We start from the raw sequence: 17,615 nt of genomic DNA, 5'->3' as shown, positions 1-17,615 counted from the left end.
TGGGCCCGTTCAAGAAGAGATGGGCCTCCAAGGCTTCAACTTATGTTCACTCGTTATCACTCATTAGAAACTAGGATAGAGACCTTTGTACTTATTATAATAATAAATGACTCTATGTACATAGTGCCTTGTTTCTCCGAATGGAATTTGATCTACTGTTTTTAGCTTTCCGTCCCATACACCCGAGTCAAGCCATTTGCGAACATTGCCTGGCCCCGCATTATAAGCGGCAATTGCGGCAATTGGATTTTGATCAAATTGCTGATGCAATGATTTTAAATACCAGGTTCCAACCTCGATATTTACATCAGCGCGATGTCGCAGTTTATCCTCTGTTACTTCCTTGAATCCTGCCCTTTGAACGACCCATTTGGCCGTCTCCGGCATAATTTGCATTAAACCAAGTGCACCCTTCTTCGAATCCTTACCTGTCTTATAGTTCGTTTCACTACGTATAATGGCAGCGACCAAATGAGGCTCCACACCATAATTCGATGCGCTTGCACGTATATCGTCCTTATAATAGATCGGGTACATCATCGTTGCGAGCCAGTCCGACTTCAGAAATAATATCGTTAATAGGCCGATCAACAACACAAGAAATACTCTCTTCTTAAACAATATTCTCATGTTAAGCCCTGGTCTTTCCAAAATTGATCAATTTGCCGTCTAGTCTCATCCAGTGTTCCGTTGTTATCAATTACCCAGTCCGCGAGCTCACGCTTTTGTTCGATATTCATTTGTAGAGAAACTCGCCGCTCTGCTTCCGCCACAGTAAGTGAGTTTCGCTCGATAAGTCGTGCGATCTGGGTCTCCTCAGGCACATAAACCACCATTATACCTTCATACAAATGCTGCTGCTTCGTTTCATAAAGGAGCGGCACATCCGCAACAATAAGACGTTCCGGATACTGCTCCGCGTATGTATGAATGCGCTGCTGCATGCTAGCTCGAATGGCTGGGTGAGTAATTGCTTCCAATTGCGCTAAGGACGCTTTGTCCTGAAACACGATCTCGCCAAGCGCTTTACGGTTAAGTGATCCATCCGGCAGCAATACTGCTTGTCCGAACAGAGAGGCGATAGCCTCCAGCGCCGACTCTCCGGGAAGTACGACCTCCCGCGCGACTTGATCGGCATCGACCAGCAGCGCACCGCGTTCGACAAGCATTTTTGCGATTGTGCTTTTTCCGCTTGCAATACCGCCGGTTAATCCGATTATCATCTTATTCACCTCTACTTATAACAACTTCATGATCCCCATCATGATCAATAATATGCCTGGCAAAAAAGATAATGCTTGCATTCCTTTCCAAGAAGAGAAACGAAACCCGAAACGGATCCCTCCGACTAGAAAAATAGCGCTCGCTGCAGTTATCGTTAACGCGGTCAGCAAGGCAGGCAAACCGATCATTGCCGCACCAAGCCCCGCGCCAAACGCATCAAGTGACAATGCAACTCCGAGCATAACCGCTTCCGATGCGGAGATCGTTCCCGATTTGTCCACGTCAGCCGCTTGTGGCGTTCGCAATATTTGAATGACAAGTCCTAGACGCTTCAGTTCCACCATGACGATTAGTGCTGTATTCGCAATGTCGTCAATTGGTGATATCTCCTGCGTGACTGGAGCTGAGCCGCTATTATCCGCCCTTGCTTCATTACGCTCACCGGTTTCATCATTTTGACGCCCGCGTTTTAGCTGATACAGTGCCCAACAGCCAATAATAATAAGGACGCAAGCACCAATCAGCCGTGCAGTAAATTCGGGTAAATATCCGGTTAACCAGCCGCCAACCTGCATCGATAGCCAAATAATGAAGCCCGAGCAGCAAGCAATAATGAACACCGACAAAAACGGAATACGGATACGCCTTAGACCGTACGTTACTCCTACGCCAAAACCATCCAAGCTAACGGCAAAAGCTAAAACTAACAGTGACGCTAAATGCGCGAACAATCGTAAGTCCCTCCCCGCACAGCGACAGCCTCGTGCATCCCAAGCGTAAACGGCTGGAGCCGTCCCATGGCGGCGTGAGCTCGTTTCGCGATGAAATATAGGCTGAGTATAAGGGTGAAACTTATACTTACCTATATTTCAAGCAGGCTATTGCACTAGACATCCGCCTATTGCTCATAATACGGATATCATATGCGGAGAGTTAATGACGGTGCATAGCGCCGCCGATCTGAAACTACAGTTTCCTTACTTAGAGCTTCTCAATGGCTGGCATTTGCTGCAAATATGCGTGCCTCTGCCTGCCACCGTAAACTTCTCGATCGGTTTAGAACAGGAAGGACAAGGCTCGTCCTTCCTGCCGTATACGAGCAGCTGATGCTGGAACATTCCCATCTCGCCTTGCCCGTTCACATAGGATTTAATAGACGAGCCGCCTGCCTCTACAGCACGACCAAGTGTTTGACAGATAGATTCGAACAGTCTCTTCCACTCAACCGGTCTTAAAGTGTCTGGGGTCCGCTCCGGATGAATTCGCGCTTGAAACAACGCTTCATCCACATATATATTTCCTAGCCCCACGATATGCTCTTGATTGAGCAGCAAGGGCTTAATGCGAGTCGTCCGATGTGCCAGCTTATTCCGCAAAACCTCCATTGTGAATGCAGGCTCCAGCGGTTCAATTCCCAGCTTATTAAGCGGAGGAAGGTCTAGCTCTTCTCCCTTTAGAAACAAGTGCATCGTGCCGAATTGACGTACATCCTTGTAGCGTAAATCCGTACCATCTTCAAAATGAAATAGTACATGCGTATGTCGTTCAATTGGCTCGTCCGATTGAAACACGCCGTACCTGCCTTCCATTCGCAAATGGGATACGATAACGAGATCATCCAATATGATTCTCAGAAATTTGCCGCGACGCTCAACCGTTTCAATCCTTTGTCCGATAAGTGCATCCGCAAACTGTTCCGGTTCTGCAGGGCGCTGTATAATACGCGGTAATCCGACGGTTACTGCTTTTATCCGTTTACCAGCTACTAATTCAACTAATGTTCTTTTTACCGTTTCTACCTCTGGCAATTCAGGCATTTCTCTTCACCTCAACTACCATTATAACCGAAAAGGACTACTTAAGCGTTACTTTGCTTCATACCAATTTGCACCGTAGCTGACATCAGCTTTGAGAGGCACATCAAGCTTCAAAGCTGCGGACATGACATCCGGAAGCAACGACTTCATAAGCTCTAATTCATCCTCCGGCACTTCAAACACGAGCTCATCATGAACTTGCAGGAGCATACGGCTCCGCAGCTTGCGTTCGCGCAGGGCATGATCCATATGCACCATTGCCAGCTTGATAATATCAGCAGCTGTTCCTTGAATCGGCGTATTCATAGCGGTACGTTCCGCAAACGAACGAATGTTAAAGTTAGAGGCTTTAATATCCGGCAAATAACGTCTACGCCCAAGCAATGTCGTAACATATCCATCCTTGCGCGCCTCTGCTACAACATCATCCATAAATTTGCGCACACCTTTGAATACTTCAAAATATTGCTCTATAAAATGTGACGCTTCCTTACGTGTGATGCCTAGATTTTGCGATAGACCAAAATCACTTATTCCGTAGACAATTCCGAAGTTTACGGCTTTGGCTTGTCGGCGCATGTTGGAATCAACCTGCTCCGCCGATACTCCAAACACGTCCATGGCTGTCTTCGTATGGATATCCATATCGTTAATGAACGCTTCCTTCAAATTCTCGTCACCGGATATATGCGCGAGCACGCGCAGCTCAATCTGCGAGTAATCCGCCGCCAATATAGACCAGCCCTTCTCCGAAGGGACAAACGCTTTACGAATTTTACGTCCTTCCTCTAGACGTATCGGAATGTTCTGTAGGTTGGGGAACTGACTGCTTAGCCTTCCGGTTGCGGCAATCGTCTGACGATAGTACGTATGTACCTTGCCAGTCTCTCCGCGAACCTCCTTGAGTAAACCTTCAACATAGGTAGATTGCAGCTTCGCAAGCTGTCGGTAATTAAGAATCAGTGGAATTATCTCACTATAAGGAGCCAGCTCTTCCAGCACCTCGGCATCAGTTGAATAGCCTGTTTTTGTTTTTTTCTTAGCGGGCAAGCCCAGCTTATCAAACAAAATTTCGCCTAGCTGCTTCGGAGACCCAATATTAAACTCCGTACCTGCATGCTTGTAAATATTCGTCACGATAGCAGTTAACTGGCGTTCTAGATCACTGCCCAGCGCCTTCAGCTCTTCCCGCTCCACCTTAATGCCCTGACGCTCCATACCAGCCAAAATACGAGACAACGGCTGCTCTAGATCAAAATAAAGCTTACTCATGCCAGTCTCATTCAATTCCTCCGTCAATAATGGCACAAGACGTTTAACCGCTTCTGCTTTAAGCGCCAAATGACGATAAAGAATCTCCGCGCCCGGCAGCTTGAATTTGGCGCCCTTGCCGTAAACGGCTTCATCGGAAGGCAATCCCGGCAAATTATGCTTCTCATTAATACCGCTTAACGTCTGGGTTGCTTCTGTTGGGTCTAATAAATATGCGGCAAGCTGAACATCGAAAGCCGATCCATTAAGTTCAATTCCGCCCCACGCTAACGCAAGCTCTACCTTATGCAGGTCAAATCCGTATTTAGGCTTGTCCGCTTGACCCAGCCATTCACGAAGCTTCGCTGTGAAAGGCTGCTCTAATACTGAAATTGGAGCGACGTATACCGCTTCCTCTGTCGCGATTGCAATGCCTATCAGCTCCGCATGATGCGGATTTTCACCGATGGCTTCCACATATAAGCCGTTCTTATCTGTCTGCTCCAGCGTTAGCAGCAGCTTCTCCAACGCTTCAGCATCATTCTCGGACGCAATAACAGTAATCGTCAAGTCAGCTGCAGATTGCTGCGCGGCTTCCTCCGCCGAACCTACATCATCGCCTAATTGCAGACGCTCGATAAGCGATTTAAATTCAAGCTTGCGAAAGGCCTCTCCAAGCTTGGCAGAATCATAGCCGTCATAACGGATAGCATCCGTTTCTTGCTCCAAAGGCACCTCGCGGAAAATCGTCGCCAGCTTCTTGCTCATGATGGCGTCATCCTTGTGATTCTCGATATTTTCCTTTAGCTTTCCTTTTAGTTGATCAAGATTGTCCAGAACCTGCTCAACCGAGCCATGCTCATGCAGCAGCTTAAGCGCAGTCTTCTCACCTACACCCGGCACACCAGGTATGTTATCGGACGTATCGCCCATAAGCCCTTTCAGATCAATGATTTGCAACGGCACAAGACCGTATTTCTCTTGAATCGCTGCTGGGGTATACACATCAATTTCACTTACACCCTTGCGCGTCATTACAATCGTAACCTGCTCCGAAGCCAGCTGCAGCATATCCTTATCACCTGTTACTACTACTGCAGGTACGTTATTCTCATCGGCAATGCGCGTAAGCGTGCCAATAATATCATCCGCTTCATAGCCGGATAACTCAAACTGTGCAATGCTGAACGCTTGTAGAAGCTCTTTAAGAACAGGGAATTGCTCTGATAGCTCAGGCGGCGTTTTTGCCCGTCCGCCCTTATACTCACTGTATCCCTCATGACGAAACGTTACTTTACCCGCATCGAACGCCACAAGAACATGTGTCGGTTTTTCTTCCTCAAGCAGCTTAAGCAGCATCGTTGTAAAGCCAAATATCGCATTCGTATGTAAACCTGCAGAATTTGTAAGCGGCGGCATCGCGAAGAAAGCCCGATAAGCGATACTGTTTCCGTCTATTAGCATCCATTTTTCCATATGGTTTCAACACCTCATTTAAGTAGCTTCCATACGTTCTATTATACCACAAAAAGGACTATCCCAAGCACTGTCTGCCTTAGGAAAGCCCATATTCATTGTATTTATATCATTTATCAAAATGCTGACGGTCTGCCTAGTAAATAGCCTTGCGCGTAATGGACACCCATCTTACGAACAAGCGCAAGCTCCTCTTCCAGCTCTATCCCCTCAGCTATAACTGAAATGCCCATTTTGGAAGCTAAGTGGATCAAGGTTTGCAAAATATATTCTTTCATCTCATCCTTATGTATGTTTTGAATAATAGAACGATCCACCTTCAAGTAATCCGGACGCAGCTCAATAATAGATTGAAGGGAAGAATAGCCGGCACCTACATCATCAATCGCGATTTGATACCCTTGGCTGCGATAATGCTCCAAAGCCTTCTTCACAGAGCCAAAGTCCGCAATCTCGCTGCGCTCCGTTATTTCGAATACGATATTGTGCGGTGACAAGTGATGCTGCTCCAAAAGACTAAGCGTCTGGCCAGGTGAAAAGCTGGGATCCTCCATGATCTGAGCCATCACATTAATGAACAGCTTTTGCTCCTTCCCTAGAGTCTTACAGTTTGCAATCGCCTTCTCCCTCGCCAATCTATCAAGGGCATAGGTTAGACCTTCCTTCTCCGCAAACAGAAACAGCTCCATCGGACCCGTGAACCACGTCTGATCCTCTGTTCGAGAAAGAGCTTCGTACCCAAACACCTCTCCAAAATGCTGAAGTGCAATAATTGGCTGATAAACAGGTTTAATCATTCTCTTCTCTAGAAGATGATCTAAGGCTCGCCGCTTCAGGCTATGCTTCATTGCTCCTGCGGATTGCCCATGCAGTATCGCCCTTTTCATCGCCTCATACCAGAAATCATGACTATCACTCGGTAACGAAGCATCCTCAGCAACTACGGAGACGCCGGCGTGCAGCATCCCTGCCCAGCGTGACTTGTCATCCTCATGCAGCATGTCTATAAACTTTTGCCCCCATGCTTCCGCATGCTTATAGACAAGCTCTAGCAGCCACCCCTCCAGCAGCTCCTGACGTCCGCTTGGAAGCTTCATAAGAATGAATAAATCATCATGCATCCACCTCAAGCCCTCGAATAAATTGAAACTGTGAAACATAGTTGCTACTTCTTGATCCACAAATACACGCCACCGCTCCTGAAGAGAAGCCTCCTGTCTTTTCTGAGACACAAACTGAAAATTCCATGACAAATAAATAATACCTAAATGTCCTGAAACCCCGTTTTCTTCACCACTTTGCTGCTCTATCGCTCGTTGTTGTCTCACGTTCACTTTCGTTCCTCTCCAAGATGCGTTCCTGATATTTGATCGATCACATAAGCACTACCCTCTTGAGCCTTCGCCAGCTTCTTCAGCTTTGCTGCATGCTTGGATATGTATTCGGGTGTAAGCGGAACCTCACCGTCCCAGATCATGAGAGATAGCGACAGCGTGACGCCCTTCTGCTCAACAATATTTCCATGTCTATCTTCGACCGTCATCACCTCTACACCCCCGTAGAACGCTATTATCCCGCTGTCGAATCGCTCGATCAACAATTGGCAATAATTTTCCGCGCTACTTATACTTGTCACCGCGATAAAATCATCGCCGCCAACATGCCCTATAAAATCATTCTCACCACCCAGCTTATCAAGCTCCTCTCTTAGCAGCTCTGCCAAATAGCGAATAAGCTCATCGCCTAATCCGAAGCCAAAATAATCGTTATACCATTTGAAATAATCCAGATCCGCATAAATGACTGCGAATGGCTTCCCTCGCGCAATTCTGCGCTGCAGCTCAAGTTGAATTTCCTCATTGCCTGGAAGCCCAGTTAGCGGATTAGCACCTCTGGCTGCTTCCGTCCGTAATGCGGTTATGCTCTCAAGTATCGAACGAATGGATGCCGCACCCGCCATTTGGCCATTCTTCGTAATAAGTACGACGTCATATAGCTGTGAGAAATCCCTCGCCATCGCCAGCTGAGATACTTGTTCGACAGGAAGCAGCTCATCCACTATAAGCGGATGCTTATTCATAATTCGTTCAACCGGCCTGTTCCAATAAAGCGGAAGCCCGAATTGACCAGCCAGCATTTGATGCAGCTTCTCTTTCATTAATATGCCAATCGGACGACCTTGATCCACAATTACCGCACCTTGCGCCTTTGCACTCGTATCAAAGAGATGAGCGATCTCTGACACGCGAGCGTTTGGCGGAAAAATGGGGAATGGTACCGCCAGCATCCCAATTGTGACGGTATTGGCCTGAATGCTCCTTGAATAAGCCGATTGTCTCTTGACCTGAGAGCTATTTGCCCCCACCCCATCCGCTTTCAATAAAACATTGGATTCATCGGATGAATGACAGCTTCTGCAGCGAAATTCATGATTTGAGTTTTGCTCCATTGCCTCTAGCAGCATTCTATAGATAATAGTTTCCGATGAGCGACCCGTGACCGAACGTGATGCAACCGATGTGCTTACGCTAATTTCACAGTCTTTTCCAATCATGCTCTGCTGCCCCTCATTGACATGCCGCAAACGATCTCTCAGCCTCTCAGCAGCCGCGCTTATAAAAAGTGCAATGGGTTCACCGGTCTGCTGCATATGAAATAAAAAGAAATAATCATATTCCAGCTGCTGCTGCCAAAACAGATTCGGCTCATCTCGCTTCCATTGCTGTATAGCCAGGTGTAGATCAGTGTTTGCCTGCTTAGAACTGACATAGACAGCCGCTATTCCGCCGTCATGCCATAGTCCCTTAATTTTGTGGACCATATCTCGATTGAATAGACCAACCCCAACCTCGTTCATTTCGATCCCCTCGATTAGTAATCATCAAATTCAGCTTCTCTATGTCTACTGTAACAGCCGATTGTGAATTAAGAACCATTAAACCATTAACTTAAGGTAAAATTCGACAATTTATAGGACTTTTCATCTAGTTATAACAGGAACAAAAAAACCGCCAAAGCAGCTGCTCTAACGGTCATTGATAGGGTATGAAGTGGATTTATACATTCAAGTCCGGGCGATTGCCTGTCACTAAATAAACGACGCTCTCACCAATATTAGTTGCATGATCGCCGTACCTTTCCAGATAACGACCTACAAAGCTCAGCAAAGAGGATTGCGTTATGTTCCTTGGGTTTTCCATCATAAGTGAGTATAACTCGCGAGTAATTTGTCCATACAAGGCGTCAACTTGATCATCGTCCTTCGCCATTTTATAAGCCAAATCTACATTCTCTTGAATGAACGATTGAATGGATTCATAAGTCATCGTCTGAACGATTTCTGCCATTCGCGGCAAATCGATCAATGGCTTAATTAGCATCTGGCCTTCTAAGCGCAATACAACATTTGCGATATCGACGGATAGATCACCCATGCGCTCCAAATCACTAGCAATTTTGAATGCGGATAAAATACGGCGTAAATCCTTTGCAACCGGCTGCTGCGTAGCGATTAGCTTAGAACCGACATCTGTAATTTTCTCTTCCATTTGATTAAGGCTTGGATCATTTTTTATAACCTTCTTCGCACGTTCCGTATCTACATTAACCAATGCTTCCATCGATTCGACTAGCGCCTTCTCTACAAATGTACCCATATCAATGATTAAATTATGAAGCTGCTCCAGACCTTGATCAAATTCCTTACGCGTTGTCATCATAATGATTTCCCCCTTATAAGTTGTCAAACCATACTACTTTTTCTAACGCATCAGCTTAGCCGAAGCGTCCACTAATATAATCTTCAGTACGTTGATCAACCGGGTTGGAGAACAGCTTTTCTGTGTCCGAATATTCAATAACCTCGCCATTTAAGAAAAACACGGTTTGGTTCGAAACACGAGCAGCTTGATGCATGTTGTGAGTGACCATAACGATTGTATACTTGTCCTTCAACTCCTGAACCAGCTCTTCAATCTTCAAAGTTGAAATCGGATCAAGCGCGGAAGTCGCTTCATCCATCAGCAAAATATTCGGATTCACAGCAAGCGCACGCGCGATGCAAAGACGCTGCTGTTGTCCACCAGAGAGACCGAAGGCAGAACGCTTCAAATGATCCTTTACTTCTTCCCACAATACTGCCGACTTCAAGCTCGTCTCAACAATTTCATCGAGCTCTTTCTTGGCAGTAATACCGTGCAGTCGAGGCCCATAAGCAACGTTATCATAGATCGATTTTGGGAAAGGATTCGGCTGTTGGAATACCATGCCTACTTTTTTGCGGAGAGTCTCCACATCAACTTCATTCGAATAAATTTCAGTACCGCCGATAGCTATGCCGCCTTCAATACGTGTACCCGGAATCATATCATTCATACGATTCAGCGTACGAAGCAGTGTTGACTTACCGCAACCTGATGGACCGATGAAAGCAGTAATTGCTTTCTCTGGAATCGTTAGCGTTACATCCTTCAAAGCGTGGAAAGCGCCATAAAACAAGTTCAATTTATTGATATTAATAAGTGCTTCCATTTCGGTCTCCTCCTAAAGGTATAATTCACCGCGAAACGAGCTTTTGCCGCCAAGGACGGCGACAGCCGTTTACGCTTGCTTCTTAAACGTTTTTCTGATACTTGTTGCGAAGCAGAATCGCTGAGAAATTCATAAGCAATAACAAAGCTAGCAGGACAATAATACCACTGGCGGCAAGCTCCTTGAACTCCGCCTGAGGCTTCGAAAGCCAGTTATACACTTGAATCGGAATAACGGTGAACGAATCTCCAAGACCATTCGGCAGAAAAGCCACATACGTCAATGCCCCTATCATAACTAGCGGAGCCGTCTCGCCAATAGCCCGCGACATCGCTAGAATAACGCCAGTCAAAATTCCGGGAATTGCAGATGGCATAACCGATCTTGCAACGGTCTGCCACTTCGTCGCGCCAAGTGCGAACGAGGCGTCACGACGAGATTTAGGAACGGCGCGAATAGCCTCCTGTGCCGATACGATAATAATCGGTAGGACGAGCAAGGTCATTGTAAGCGCGCCTGCGATTAAACTGCGATCCAGCGCAAGCAGTCGAACGAATAAAGCCAATCCCAAAATACCGTACACGATGGATGGAACTCCTGCCAGCGTACTGATATTCAACTGAATGAGACGAGTCAAGCGTCCCTTCTTCGCGTATTCTTCCAAATAAATGGCAGAGCCTACACCGAAGATGAAGGATAGCGGCGCCATAATGAGAAGCATATACACCGTACCGACAATTGCGGATTTCATACCTGATACATCCGCTTTCCGTGAAGGAAAGTTAGTGAACAGTTCCGGCTGAAGTCTAGCTATACCATCAACCAAAATATCGATTATAAGAACACATAAAGCGAGAACCCCTATAGAGGTCGCTACAACGAATAAAATGTGCAGCATCCAGTCCGTTCTGCGTCTTCCGGCAATTTGCTTGCGATTCGCATCTTGAAAGATATCCATTCTAATACTCCTCTCTGAATCGTCTCGCCACATATTGGGCAAGAATATTGAGCAGGAATGTAATGAGGAACAACGTCATTCCTACAGCGAATATTGAACCGTACTCAACCGTACCATGCGGCGTATCTCCCAGACTTACCTGAACGATGTAAGCCGTCATTGTCTGAATACTCTCAAGCGGGTTAAAGGTCATGTTTGGTGTCGATCCTGCCGCAACGGTTACGATCATCGTTTCACCAATCGCGCGGGAAAATGCAAGCACAGCTGAAGCTACAATTCCAGAGAAGGCAGCCGGTACAACAATTTTCAGCGCAACCTCGAAGCGCGTAGCACCAAGCGCGTAAGCACCGTCTCGCAAACTGCGCGGCACCGCTGACATGGCGTCCTCGCTAAGTGAGCTGACCATTGGAATTATCATGATACCAACAACAATACCGGCGCTTAATCCGTTAAATACGCCAGCTCCGCTAAATAGCGTTTGAATAAGAGGTGTTACGACACTAAGCGCGAAGTAACCATATACGATCGTTGGGACACCAGCGAGCACTTCTAAAATAGGCTTAATCACTTTACGCACCTTTTTCGGAGCGTATTCTGACAAGTAAATCGCGCTTGCTAGACCTAGTGGAATAGCTACCAGGCATGCGATAACGGTAATCATGAGCGTGCCAGATAGAAGTGGCAGCACCCCGTAGCTTTTTGGAGGAATTAACGGTGACCATTTTGTTCCGAACAGGAAATCAAAAATCGGTATCTTCTGAAAAAATTGATACGTTTCAGAAATTAGCGTGACAACAATCCCGATTGTTGTGAGTACAGAAACGATCGCGCATAGAAACAATAAGATGGGCATTACTTTGTTTAAAATACTGACACGCTCATTTTTGAAAGCATACGACTCTCTAGGTGCTTTTGGCGTCATGTTAATCTTTTGTAGATCTTTGCTGGGCATGTGGCGGCCTCCCTCTTGCCTTTACAATTCGTTTACATACGTGTCGAGAAAAATGTGATGTCCCTCAAGACACCACATTCTAATCAGCAAGTATGGTTACTTATTATTCGATTATTGAATCTTAGCAGCTTCAGTTGCGTATTGATCGTCTGGAAGAGCAACGTATCCAACTTCACCGGCGAAAGTGCCAATGTTGTTAATGTAGTATTTTGCAAATTCCTTCACTTCTGGACGCTCAAGCTCTTTGTTGCTTACGTAGATGTATAGCGGACGGGACAATGGTGCATAAGAACCGTCTTTGATCGTGTCATAAGTTGGAGTAATAGCTCCTTTACCTGCTTCGATTGGAACTACCTTCAATTTATCTTGGTTCTCTTCATAGTAAGCAAAGCCAAAGTATCCAATACCGTATTTGCTGCCTGCTACACCTTGTACAAGAGAATTGTCATCTTCACTGAATGTGATTGCTTTGTCATTACGAATGCCTGCTTTATCAAGGATAGCTTCATTAAAATAGTCATAAGTTCCGGAATCAGCACCTGGTGAGAACATGACAATCGGCTCAGCAGGGAATGTGTCGCGAACGTCTTTCCAAGTCGTTACTGTGCTGCCAGTTAGAAAAATTTTGTTCAATTCTTCAACAGTCAGGTGGTCGATAAAGTCGTTATCTTTGCTTACTACTACAGACAAACCATCAAATGCTACGGAAAGTTCAGTGTACTCAATTCCTTTATCTTTACAAGCTGCTGCTTCTTCGTCTTTGATTGGACGGGAAGCATCCGCTATAGCAATTTCGCCTGCGCAAAACTGTTTGAAACCGCCGCCTGTACCGGATACGCCTACAGGTACACGAACATCTTTATGTTCTTTATTGAATTCTTCCGCAGCAGCCTCTGTTAGAGGGAACACTGTGCTTGAACCGTCAATTTTAATTTCACCAGACAGCTTAGCTGTTTCGTTTGTTGGCGTATTCGTTGTTGTGTTATTCGTTGAACCTGTATTTTCCGTTCCTTCATTCCCGCTCTTCGTATCGTTTCCACATGCAGCCGCGAATACAAGCAGCGCCACCATAGATAACATCAAAATTCCTTTAAATCCTTTTTTCTTAAACATCTGTTCCACTCCTCTAGTTATTTCTATTTGGGTTGTCTCCCCCGTGCCTTTAATACTACTCCCCGATTGTTAATCAAGTGTTCTGTTTTTGTAAACTCCATGTTAAAAATATGACTCTTGTAATTTCTTCATTTCTTCTGCGACATGTATCGACTGCTGATGCGCTTGCTCGGATAGCGACTCAATCTGCTTGGCACTTGCGCGATTGTCCGCTGCAGCCTTGAACAATCGGTTGAAAGCCTCTCCCGCTTCACGAACATGCGCTTCACTAGCTGCCGTTTCAGCTCGTCCCTTATGGGCAAGTGTTGTTGTTTGCTGGATGGCAGTCAAGATGGTTTGTGTTAGTTTTGTAATCTCATTAGCCGAATGCTTCGTTTGACCTGCCAGCTTCATAACTTCACCGGCTACTATCGCAAAGCCGCGACCATGCTCTCCTGCGCGCGCTGCTTCTATAGAAGCATTTAATGCAAGCAAGTTACTTTGCTCTGCAAGCTCCTTAATTAGCGTTGACACTTTGCTTATAGATCCCGCTTCCTCTTGCAGCTCATTCATTCGCTTTTCTTGAAGTTGCGAATTAACCGTTATTGAACCAATAACGTTCGTGACCTTATCCAGCTCATTTTTTCCCGATAACGTCAAATCTACCATTTCAACCGATAGAGACTCACCTTGTCCCGTTGAGAGGCGCACGCTGCTTATTGCCTGCTCAATTTCATTCACTCGCAGCTCCGCTGACCGAATCGTCCTCATTTGAGCGTCGATTGCTTCCTGCTGAAGCAAACGGGACAGCTTAAGCAGTCCCGACATCGTTAGAACACCCGACAGACCGCCATTCTTCGTCACAATTACACAATCGTATAGAACACTGTCATGCCGACTTAATGCGCTGTCGATAAGCTGCTGTGGTGGATAATTGCAATCAACTGTCAGAGGATCCGCATCCATAAGATTTGTAATCGATTTGTCATAAAATAAATCAGCACTGAAGCGATGTCCTAGCTTCAGAAAAAAACGATTTCGCATCATAAGACCGATTGGCAGCCTTTCAGCATCACATACAACAACACATTCACATTCTGGATGCTGTTTAAAGGTTGAGATTGTCTCTCTGCATGTTTGCTCTGCTGATACGACTGGTGCAGCTATTACAAAATGCTGCAGACTAGCAGACTGTGGCTTAGGAGCCGTATACGATTCTGTTGCTTCGTTAGTAGTAATTGATATGATACTTGCGATTTTTGTTGCATTTGCTTCGGTGTTCATGTCTGCACTTTTATTTTCATTCTGGATGCTTTTAGAGTTTTCTTTTCTGTTCTTGTGGATTAAATCCACTGTTAGCTTGTTATGCTTGCTAGTTTCAATATTCGGTTTAGCTCCATGCTCCAAAACTGATTCTGTCACAGGCTCTCACCCTTCCTTATATTACCTCTGCTATCAATATAGGTCTGAAGCATCAATACTATTAAAGAGATATGTTATCCCATTGTTAAATTCGACAATTATTTTTTGAAAAAATGTATAACTCCCTCCTATATGCCTACTTCTTAATCATTATTTGTTTCTTTGAGTCAGACTAGGCGAAAATACTTAGCTGGAGCCAAGTATTTCGTTAATAAACTGAAGCAAACCTCATTAATAATGAATATTCCTTCATTAAATCAATACTGATGCAAATGGGCTATTCCATTAGTGAGTTTTTTCTCACTTGCCATGAACCGAACCTCATGGTGTGTGAGCTCTACCTCACTAATTTGAAAAATAACGATCTCTCACGTAGTTTTGTGAAGTTTACTTCAGTAATTAATGAGTTCGCTTCACTATAGGTCAAATGTTCGATAATGCCCTTACCTGTGAAAAAACGAAAAGGCCGTGCAAGACGCATAACTCTCAAACGTCTCACACAGCCTTCTTATATACACTTATCTACTTATAGACATATAGCTTTCTCACATTCCTCGCCGTATTTATCCGCTGATCGGCAGGAATTCAGCAGTCATTTTTATAACCTCCTATTTGTTATTGATAATAGTCCGAAATGGATATACTATAATGATATTCATATTATATATTTTTAAATAAACGATTAAAATAATAGTATTTTCGTATATCTTTTAAAATATGAAACTGGAGTGTTGCCCTATCGATACGATGGCTTTTCCAATTCTAACTGAAACGGACACCACTTTGCCGGTTTATCTCACCAGTATCGGGCATTGGACTAACCAAGATCCGATTGACCGCCCATCTGGCTATCCGCATTTTCAATGGCTGCAGGTTATTTCCGGTGTAGGCGAGCTTCACGTTGGTGATCAAAAAATGACCGTGCGCGCGGGCCAGGGCTTCTGTCTTTTTCCGAATGAGCCCCATCAATACTATGCTACACAAGAGCCTTGGGATATTATTTGGATGAGCTTCAAAGGGGATTTATCAGAGCTGCTGTTTCGACAAGCTGGTATCGCAAATTCCGGCGTTTATTCGACTGCTAATCATGATATAATTGTGACCCATATGAAAAATATTTACGCTATGACACAATCTGGTCGAGCATTTCTCGGAATCGAGTGTTCGAAGCTCGTTTATATGTTTTTGCTTGACTTAATGAAGGTAATTCTCGTTAGCTCCCTCTCGGTAGAACAAAACTATTTGAAGCTCAATCCAGTATTTCGATATATCGAAGCCCATCATAGCGAGCTTATAACGATTAAGGATTTAGCGAATTGTATAGAAGTAACACCCCAGTATTTGTGCTTGCTCTTCAAAAAGGCTATGAAGATGCGACCTATGGAATATGTAAACCGCGAGCGAATCAATCGCAGCAAAGAGCTCATGTTCAACGAGAGTGATATAAAAATGCATGAAATTTCACATCGAGTCGGCTTCGACTCGCCTAGCTACTTCAGCTCCGTATTCAAACGAATCGAAGGACTTAGTCCCGAACAGTTCAAAAAAATTCACGGCATGCGATAGAACGTATATACGTAGTGATTTTTGCTTCGCAAAAATTCAAAGCTCATGCTTACGTAGTGATTTTTGCTTCGCAAAAATTCAAAGCTCATGCTTACGTAGTGATTTTTGCTTCGCAAAAAATTCAGGAGGTACCAAAATGACGCACAAACAACAAATCTTCTCTACAATAGATCTTCACGCTGAGACGTTTCGTTCTATTTCACGATCCATCGGCAATCGTCCGGAGCTTGGACATGAGGAATATTTTGCATCTGAGCTGCTTACAGTAGAGCTTTACCAACAGGGCTTCAGCGTTGAGCGAGGCATACTTGGGATCGAAACGTCTTTTATTGCTACCTATGACACCGGTAAGCCTGGACCAACGGTCGGCTTTCTATGTGAATATGATGCCCTGCCCGAAATAGGTCATGCTTGCGGTCATCATCTTATTTGCTCGATGAGCATTGCTGCTGCTGTTGGACTAAAGGCGGTATTAAACAGCATAGGTGGAAAAATTCGCGTGTATGGCACACCTGCCGAGGAAACGCGCGGAGCCAAAGTACCTATGGCGGAAGCAGGATTGTTCGATGATTGCGACTTTGCGCTAATGGCACATCCTTATTATACCTTCGAGAGGTCTGGCGAATCACTTGCGCTTGACGCGGTTCAATTTGAATTTAACGGTGTCGCCGCGCATGCAGCCGCCAGCCCCTATGAGGGCGTAAATGCTCTAGATGCCGTACTCCAGCTGTTCAACAGTGTAAACGCGCTGCGCCAACAAACACGCAGCGATGCTCGTATTCACGGTATTATTAATAACGGAGGCCAAGCGCCGAACATCATCCCTGACTACGCGTCAGCTAAATTTTATGTTCGCTCCGCCACGCGTGCCTATACAAATGAACTAACCGCTAAAGTGCTTCGCTGCGCAGAAGGTGCAGCTTTGCAAACGGGCTGCGCGTTAAAAACGAATCATTATGAATTTTCATACGATGAGCTGCTGACCAATGAAGCATTATCGGAGCAATTTAATGCAAATTTAATAGCAGCAGGCATTCTTCCTGAAGAAATTGAGATTGGCAAAGATCACGGCTCGCTTGATCTCGGTAACGTCTCCGTTCGCTGCCCGGCCATCCACCCTTACATTAGGGTTGTACAAGAGCGATTACTACTGCATACCGAAGCGTTTCGCGATGCGGCCATGACAGATTATGCACTAGACGGCATGCTGTTCGGAGCAAAAATGCTCGCCGCCACTGCATACGATGTATTTTCAGACCCTTCATTATTGAAACGTATTCGGATAGAATTTGAACAGCTATCAAAGTAGGCTGTTCATCATAATTAT

15 protein-coding genes are annotated in these 17,615 nt (G+C 45.3%); 2 read left to right on the top strand and 13 right to left on the bottom strand.

Annotated elements, in window-relative coordinates; all coding sequences use genetic code 11:
* Positions 1 to 63 precede the first annotated feature (63 nt).
* The 13 genes from AC0YN7_RS06845 to AC0YN7_RS06785 all read right to left on the bottom strand — a co-directional run bounded on the left by AC0YN7_RS06845 (position 64) and on the right by AC0YN7_RS06785 (position 14,722).
* Positions 64 to 630 carry a lytic transglycosylase domain-containing protein gene (locus AC0YN7_RS06845; RefSeq protein WP_475809216.1) on the bottom strand — a complete coding sequence of 189 codons (567 nt, stop codon included), beginning with the start codon at positions 628 to 630 and terminating at the stop codon, positions 64 to 66.
* On the bottom strand, positions 627 to 1,223 hold the full coding sequence (gene coaE / locus AC0YN7_RS06840) for a dephospho-CoA kinase (protein ID WP_475809215.1): 597 nt from the start codon (positions 1,221 to 1,223) through the stop codon (positions 627 to 629). Before coaE ends, AC0YN7_RS06845 begins: the two co-directional genes overlap by 4 nt.
* A 15-nt stretch (positions 1,224 to 1,238) precedes the next feature.
* The gene (locus AC0YN7_RS06835) at positions 1,239 to 1,955 is read right to left on the bottom strand and encodes an MntP/YtaF family protein (protein WP_475809214.1); all 717 of its coding nucleotides are present in this window, start codon (positions 1,953 to 1,955) and stop codon (positions 1,239 to 1,241) included.
* A gap of 246 nt (positions 1,956 to 2,201) precedes the next feature.
* Positions 2,202 to 3,041 carry a DNA-formamidopyrimidine glycosylase gene (gene mutM, locus AC0YN7_RS06830; RefSeq protein WP_475809213.1) on the bottom strand — a complete coding sequence of 280 codons (840 nt, stop codon included), beginning with the start codon at positions 3,039 to 3,041 and terminating at the stop codon, positions 2,202 to 2,204.
* A 48-nt stretch (positions 3,042 to 3,089) separates the two neighbouring features.
* Positions 3,090 to 5,768 carry a DNA polymerase I gene (gene polA / locus AC0YN7_RS06825; protein WP_475809212.1) on the bottom strand — a complete coding sequence of 893 codons (2,679 nt, stop codon included), beginning with the start codon at positions 5,766 to 5,768 and terminating at the stop codon, positions 3,090 to 3,092.
* Between the two features lie 116 nt (positions 5,769 to 5,884).
* On the bottom strand, positions 5,885 to 7,102 hold the full coding sequence (locus tag AC0YN7_RS06820) for an EAL domain-containing protein (protein ID WP_475809211.1): 1,218 nt from the start codon (positions 7,100 to 7,102) through the stop codon (positions 5,885 to 5,887).
* Positions 7,099 to 8,625, bottom strand: a complete 1,527-nt coding sequence (locus AC0YN7_RS06815; RefSeq protein ID WP_475809210.1) for a GGDEF domain-containing protein — start codon at positions 8,623 to 8,625, stop codon at positions 7,099 to 7,101. The genes AC0YN7_RS06820 and AC0YN7_RS06815 overlap by 4 nt, the downstream gene beginning before the upstream one ends.
* A 199-nt stretch (positions 8,626 to 8,824) precedes the next feature.
* The gene (gene phoU, locus AC0YN7_RS06810) at positions 8,825 to 9,484 is read right to left on the bottom strand and encodes a phosphate signaling complex protein PhoU (RefSeq protein ID WP_475809496.1); all 660 of its coding nucleotides are present in this window, start codon (positions 9,482 to 9,484) and stop codon (positions 8,825 to 8,827) included.
* 58 nt (positions 9,485 to 9,542) lie between these two features.
* The gene (pstB, locus tag AC0YN7_RS06805) at positions 9,543 to 10,298 is read right to left on the bottom strand and encodes a phosphate ABC transporter ATP-binding protein PstB (RefSeq protein ID WP_475809209.1); all 756 of its coding nucleotides are present in this window, start codon (positions 10,296 to 10,298) and stop codon (positions 9,543 to 9,545) included.
* A gap of 82 nt (positions 10,299 to 10,380) precedes the next feature.
* Complete coding sequence (gene pstA, locus AC0YN7_RS06800) at positions 10,381 to 11,256, bottom strand: phosphate ABC transporter permease PstA (protein WP_475809208.1); 876 nt, start codon at positions 11,254 to 11,256, stop codon at positions 10,381 to 10,383.
* A gap of 1 nt (position 11,257) precedes the next feature.
* Positions 11,258 to 12,178, bottom strand: coding sequence for a phosphate ABC transporter permease subunit PstC (pstC, locus tag AC0YN7_RS06795; protein ID WP_475809495.1), 921 nt, complete (start codon positions 12,176 to 12,178; stop codon positions 11,258 to 11,260).
* Positions 12,179 to 12,319: 141 nt separating this feature from the next.
* Entirely contained in the window at positions 12,320 to 13,321 is a 1,002-nt protein-coding gene (locus AC0YN7_RS06790) for a PstS family phosphate ABC transporter substrate-binding protein (RefSeq protein WP_475809207.1), read from the bottom strand.
* Between the two features lie 102 nt (positions 13,322 to 13,423).
* Positions 13,424 to 14,722, bottom strand: coding sequence for a methyl-accepting chemotaxis protein (locus AC0YN7_RS06785; protein ID WP_475809206.1), 1,299 nt, complete (start codon positions 14,720 to 14,722; stop codon positions 13,424 to 13,426).
* 747 nt (positions 14,723 to 15,469) lie between these two features.
* Here AC0YN7_RS06785 and AC0YN7_RS06780 point away from each other — a divergent pair.
* Both AC0YN7_RS06780 and AC0YN7_RS06775 read left to right on the top strand, forming a co-directional pair.
* Positions 15,470 to 16,288: an AraC family transcriptional regulator gene (locus tag AC0YN7_RS06780; protein ID WP_475809205.1), complete on the top strand. Its 819-nt coding sequence runs from the start codon at positions 15,470 to 15,472 to the stop codon at positions 16,286 to 16,288.
* A gap of 136 nt (positions 16,289 to 16,424) precedes the next feature.
* The gene (locus tag AC0YN7_RS06775; RefSeq protein WP_475809204.1) at positions 16,425 to 17,597 is read left to right on the top strand and encodes a M20 family metallopeptidase; all 1,173 of its coding nucleotides are present in this window, start codon (positions 16,425 to 16,427) and stop codon (positions 17,595 to 17,597) included.
* Positions 17,598 to 17,615: the final 18 nt, after the last annotated feature.

The sequence above is a fragment of the Paenibacillus sp. J31R122 genome (genome assembly GCF_056269185.1).
This window is presented reverse-complemented; position numbering and strand designations above follow the sequence as displayed.

Bases quoted from the DNA above. Each gene is read 5' to 3' on its own strand.
- AC0YN7_RS06845 (WP_475809216.1), bottom strand. From the start codon at position 630: ATGAGAATATTGTTTAAGAAGAGAGTATTTCTTGTGTTGTTGATCGGC.
- coaE (WP_475809215.1), bottom strand. From the start codon at position 1,223: ATGATAATCGGATTAACCGGCGGTATTGCAAGCGGAAAAAGCACAATC.
- mutM (WP_475809213.1), bottom strand. From the start codon at position 3,041: ATGCCTGAATTGCCAGAGGTAGAAACGGTAAAAAGAACATTAGTTGAA.
- polA (WP_475809212.1), bottom strand. From the start codon at position 5,768: ATGGAAAAATGGATGCTAATAGACGGAAACAGTATCGCTTATCGGGCT.
- AC0YN7_RS06815 (WP_475809210.1), bottom strand. From the start codon at position 8,625: ATGAACGAGGTTGGGGTTGGTCTATTCAATCGAGATATGGTCCACAAA.
- phoU (WP_475809496.1), bottom strand. From the start codon at position 9,484: ATGACAACGCGTAAGGAATTTGATCAAGGTCTGGAGCAGCTTCATAAT.
- pstB (WP_475809209.1), bottom strand. From the start codon at position 10,298: ATGGAAGCACTTATTAATATCAATAAATTGAACTTGTTTTATGGCGCT.
- pstA (WP_475809208.1), bottom strand. From the start codon at position 11,256: ATGGATATCTTTCAAGATGCGAATCGCAAGCAAATTGCCGGAAGACGC.
- pstC (WP_475809495.1), bottom strand. From the start codon at position 12,178: ATGACGCCAAAAGCACCTAGAGAGTCGTATGCTTTCAAAAATGAGCGT.
- AC0YN7_RS06790 (WP_475809207.1), bottom strand. From the start codon at position 13,321: ATGTTTAAGAAAAAAGGATTTAAAGGAATTTTGATGTTATCTATGGTG.
- AC0YN7_RS06780 (WP_475809205.1), top strand. From the start codon at position 15,470: ATGGCTTTTCCAATTCTAACTGAAACGGACACCACTTTGCCGGTTTAT.
- AC0YN7_RS06775 (WP_475809204.1), top strand. From the start codon at position 16,425: ATGACGCACAAACAACAAATCTTCTCTACAATAGATCTTCACGCTGAG.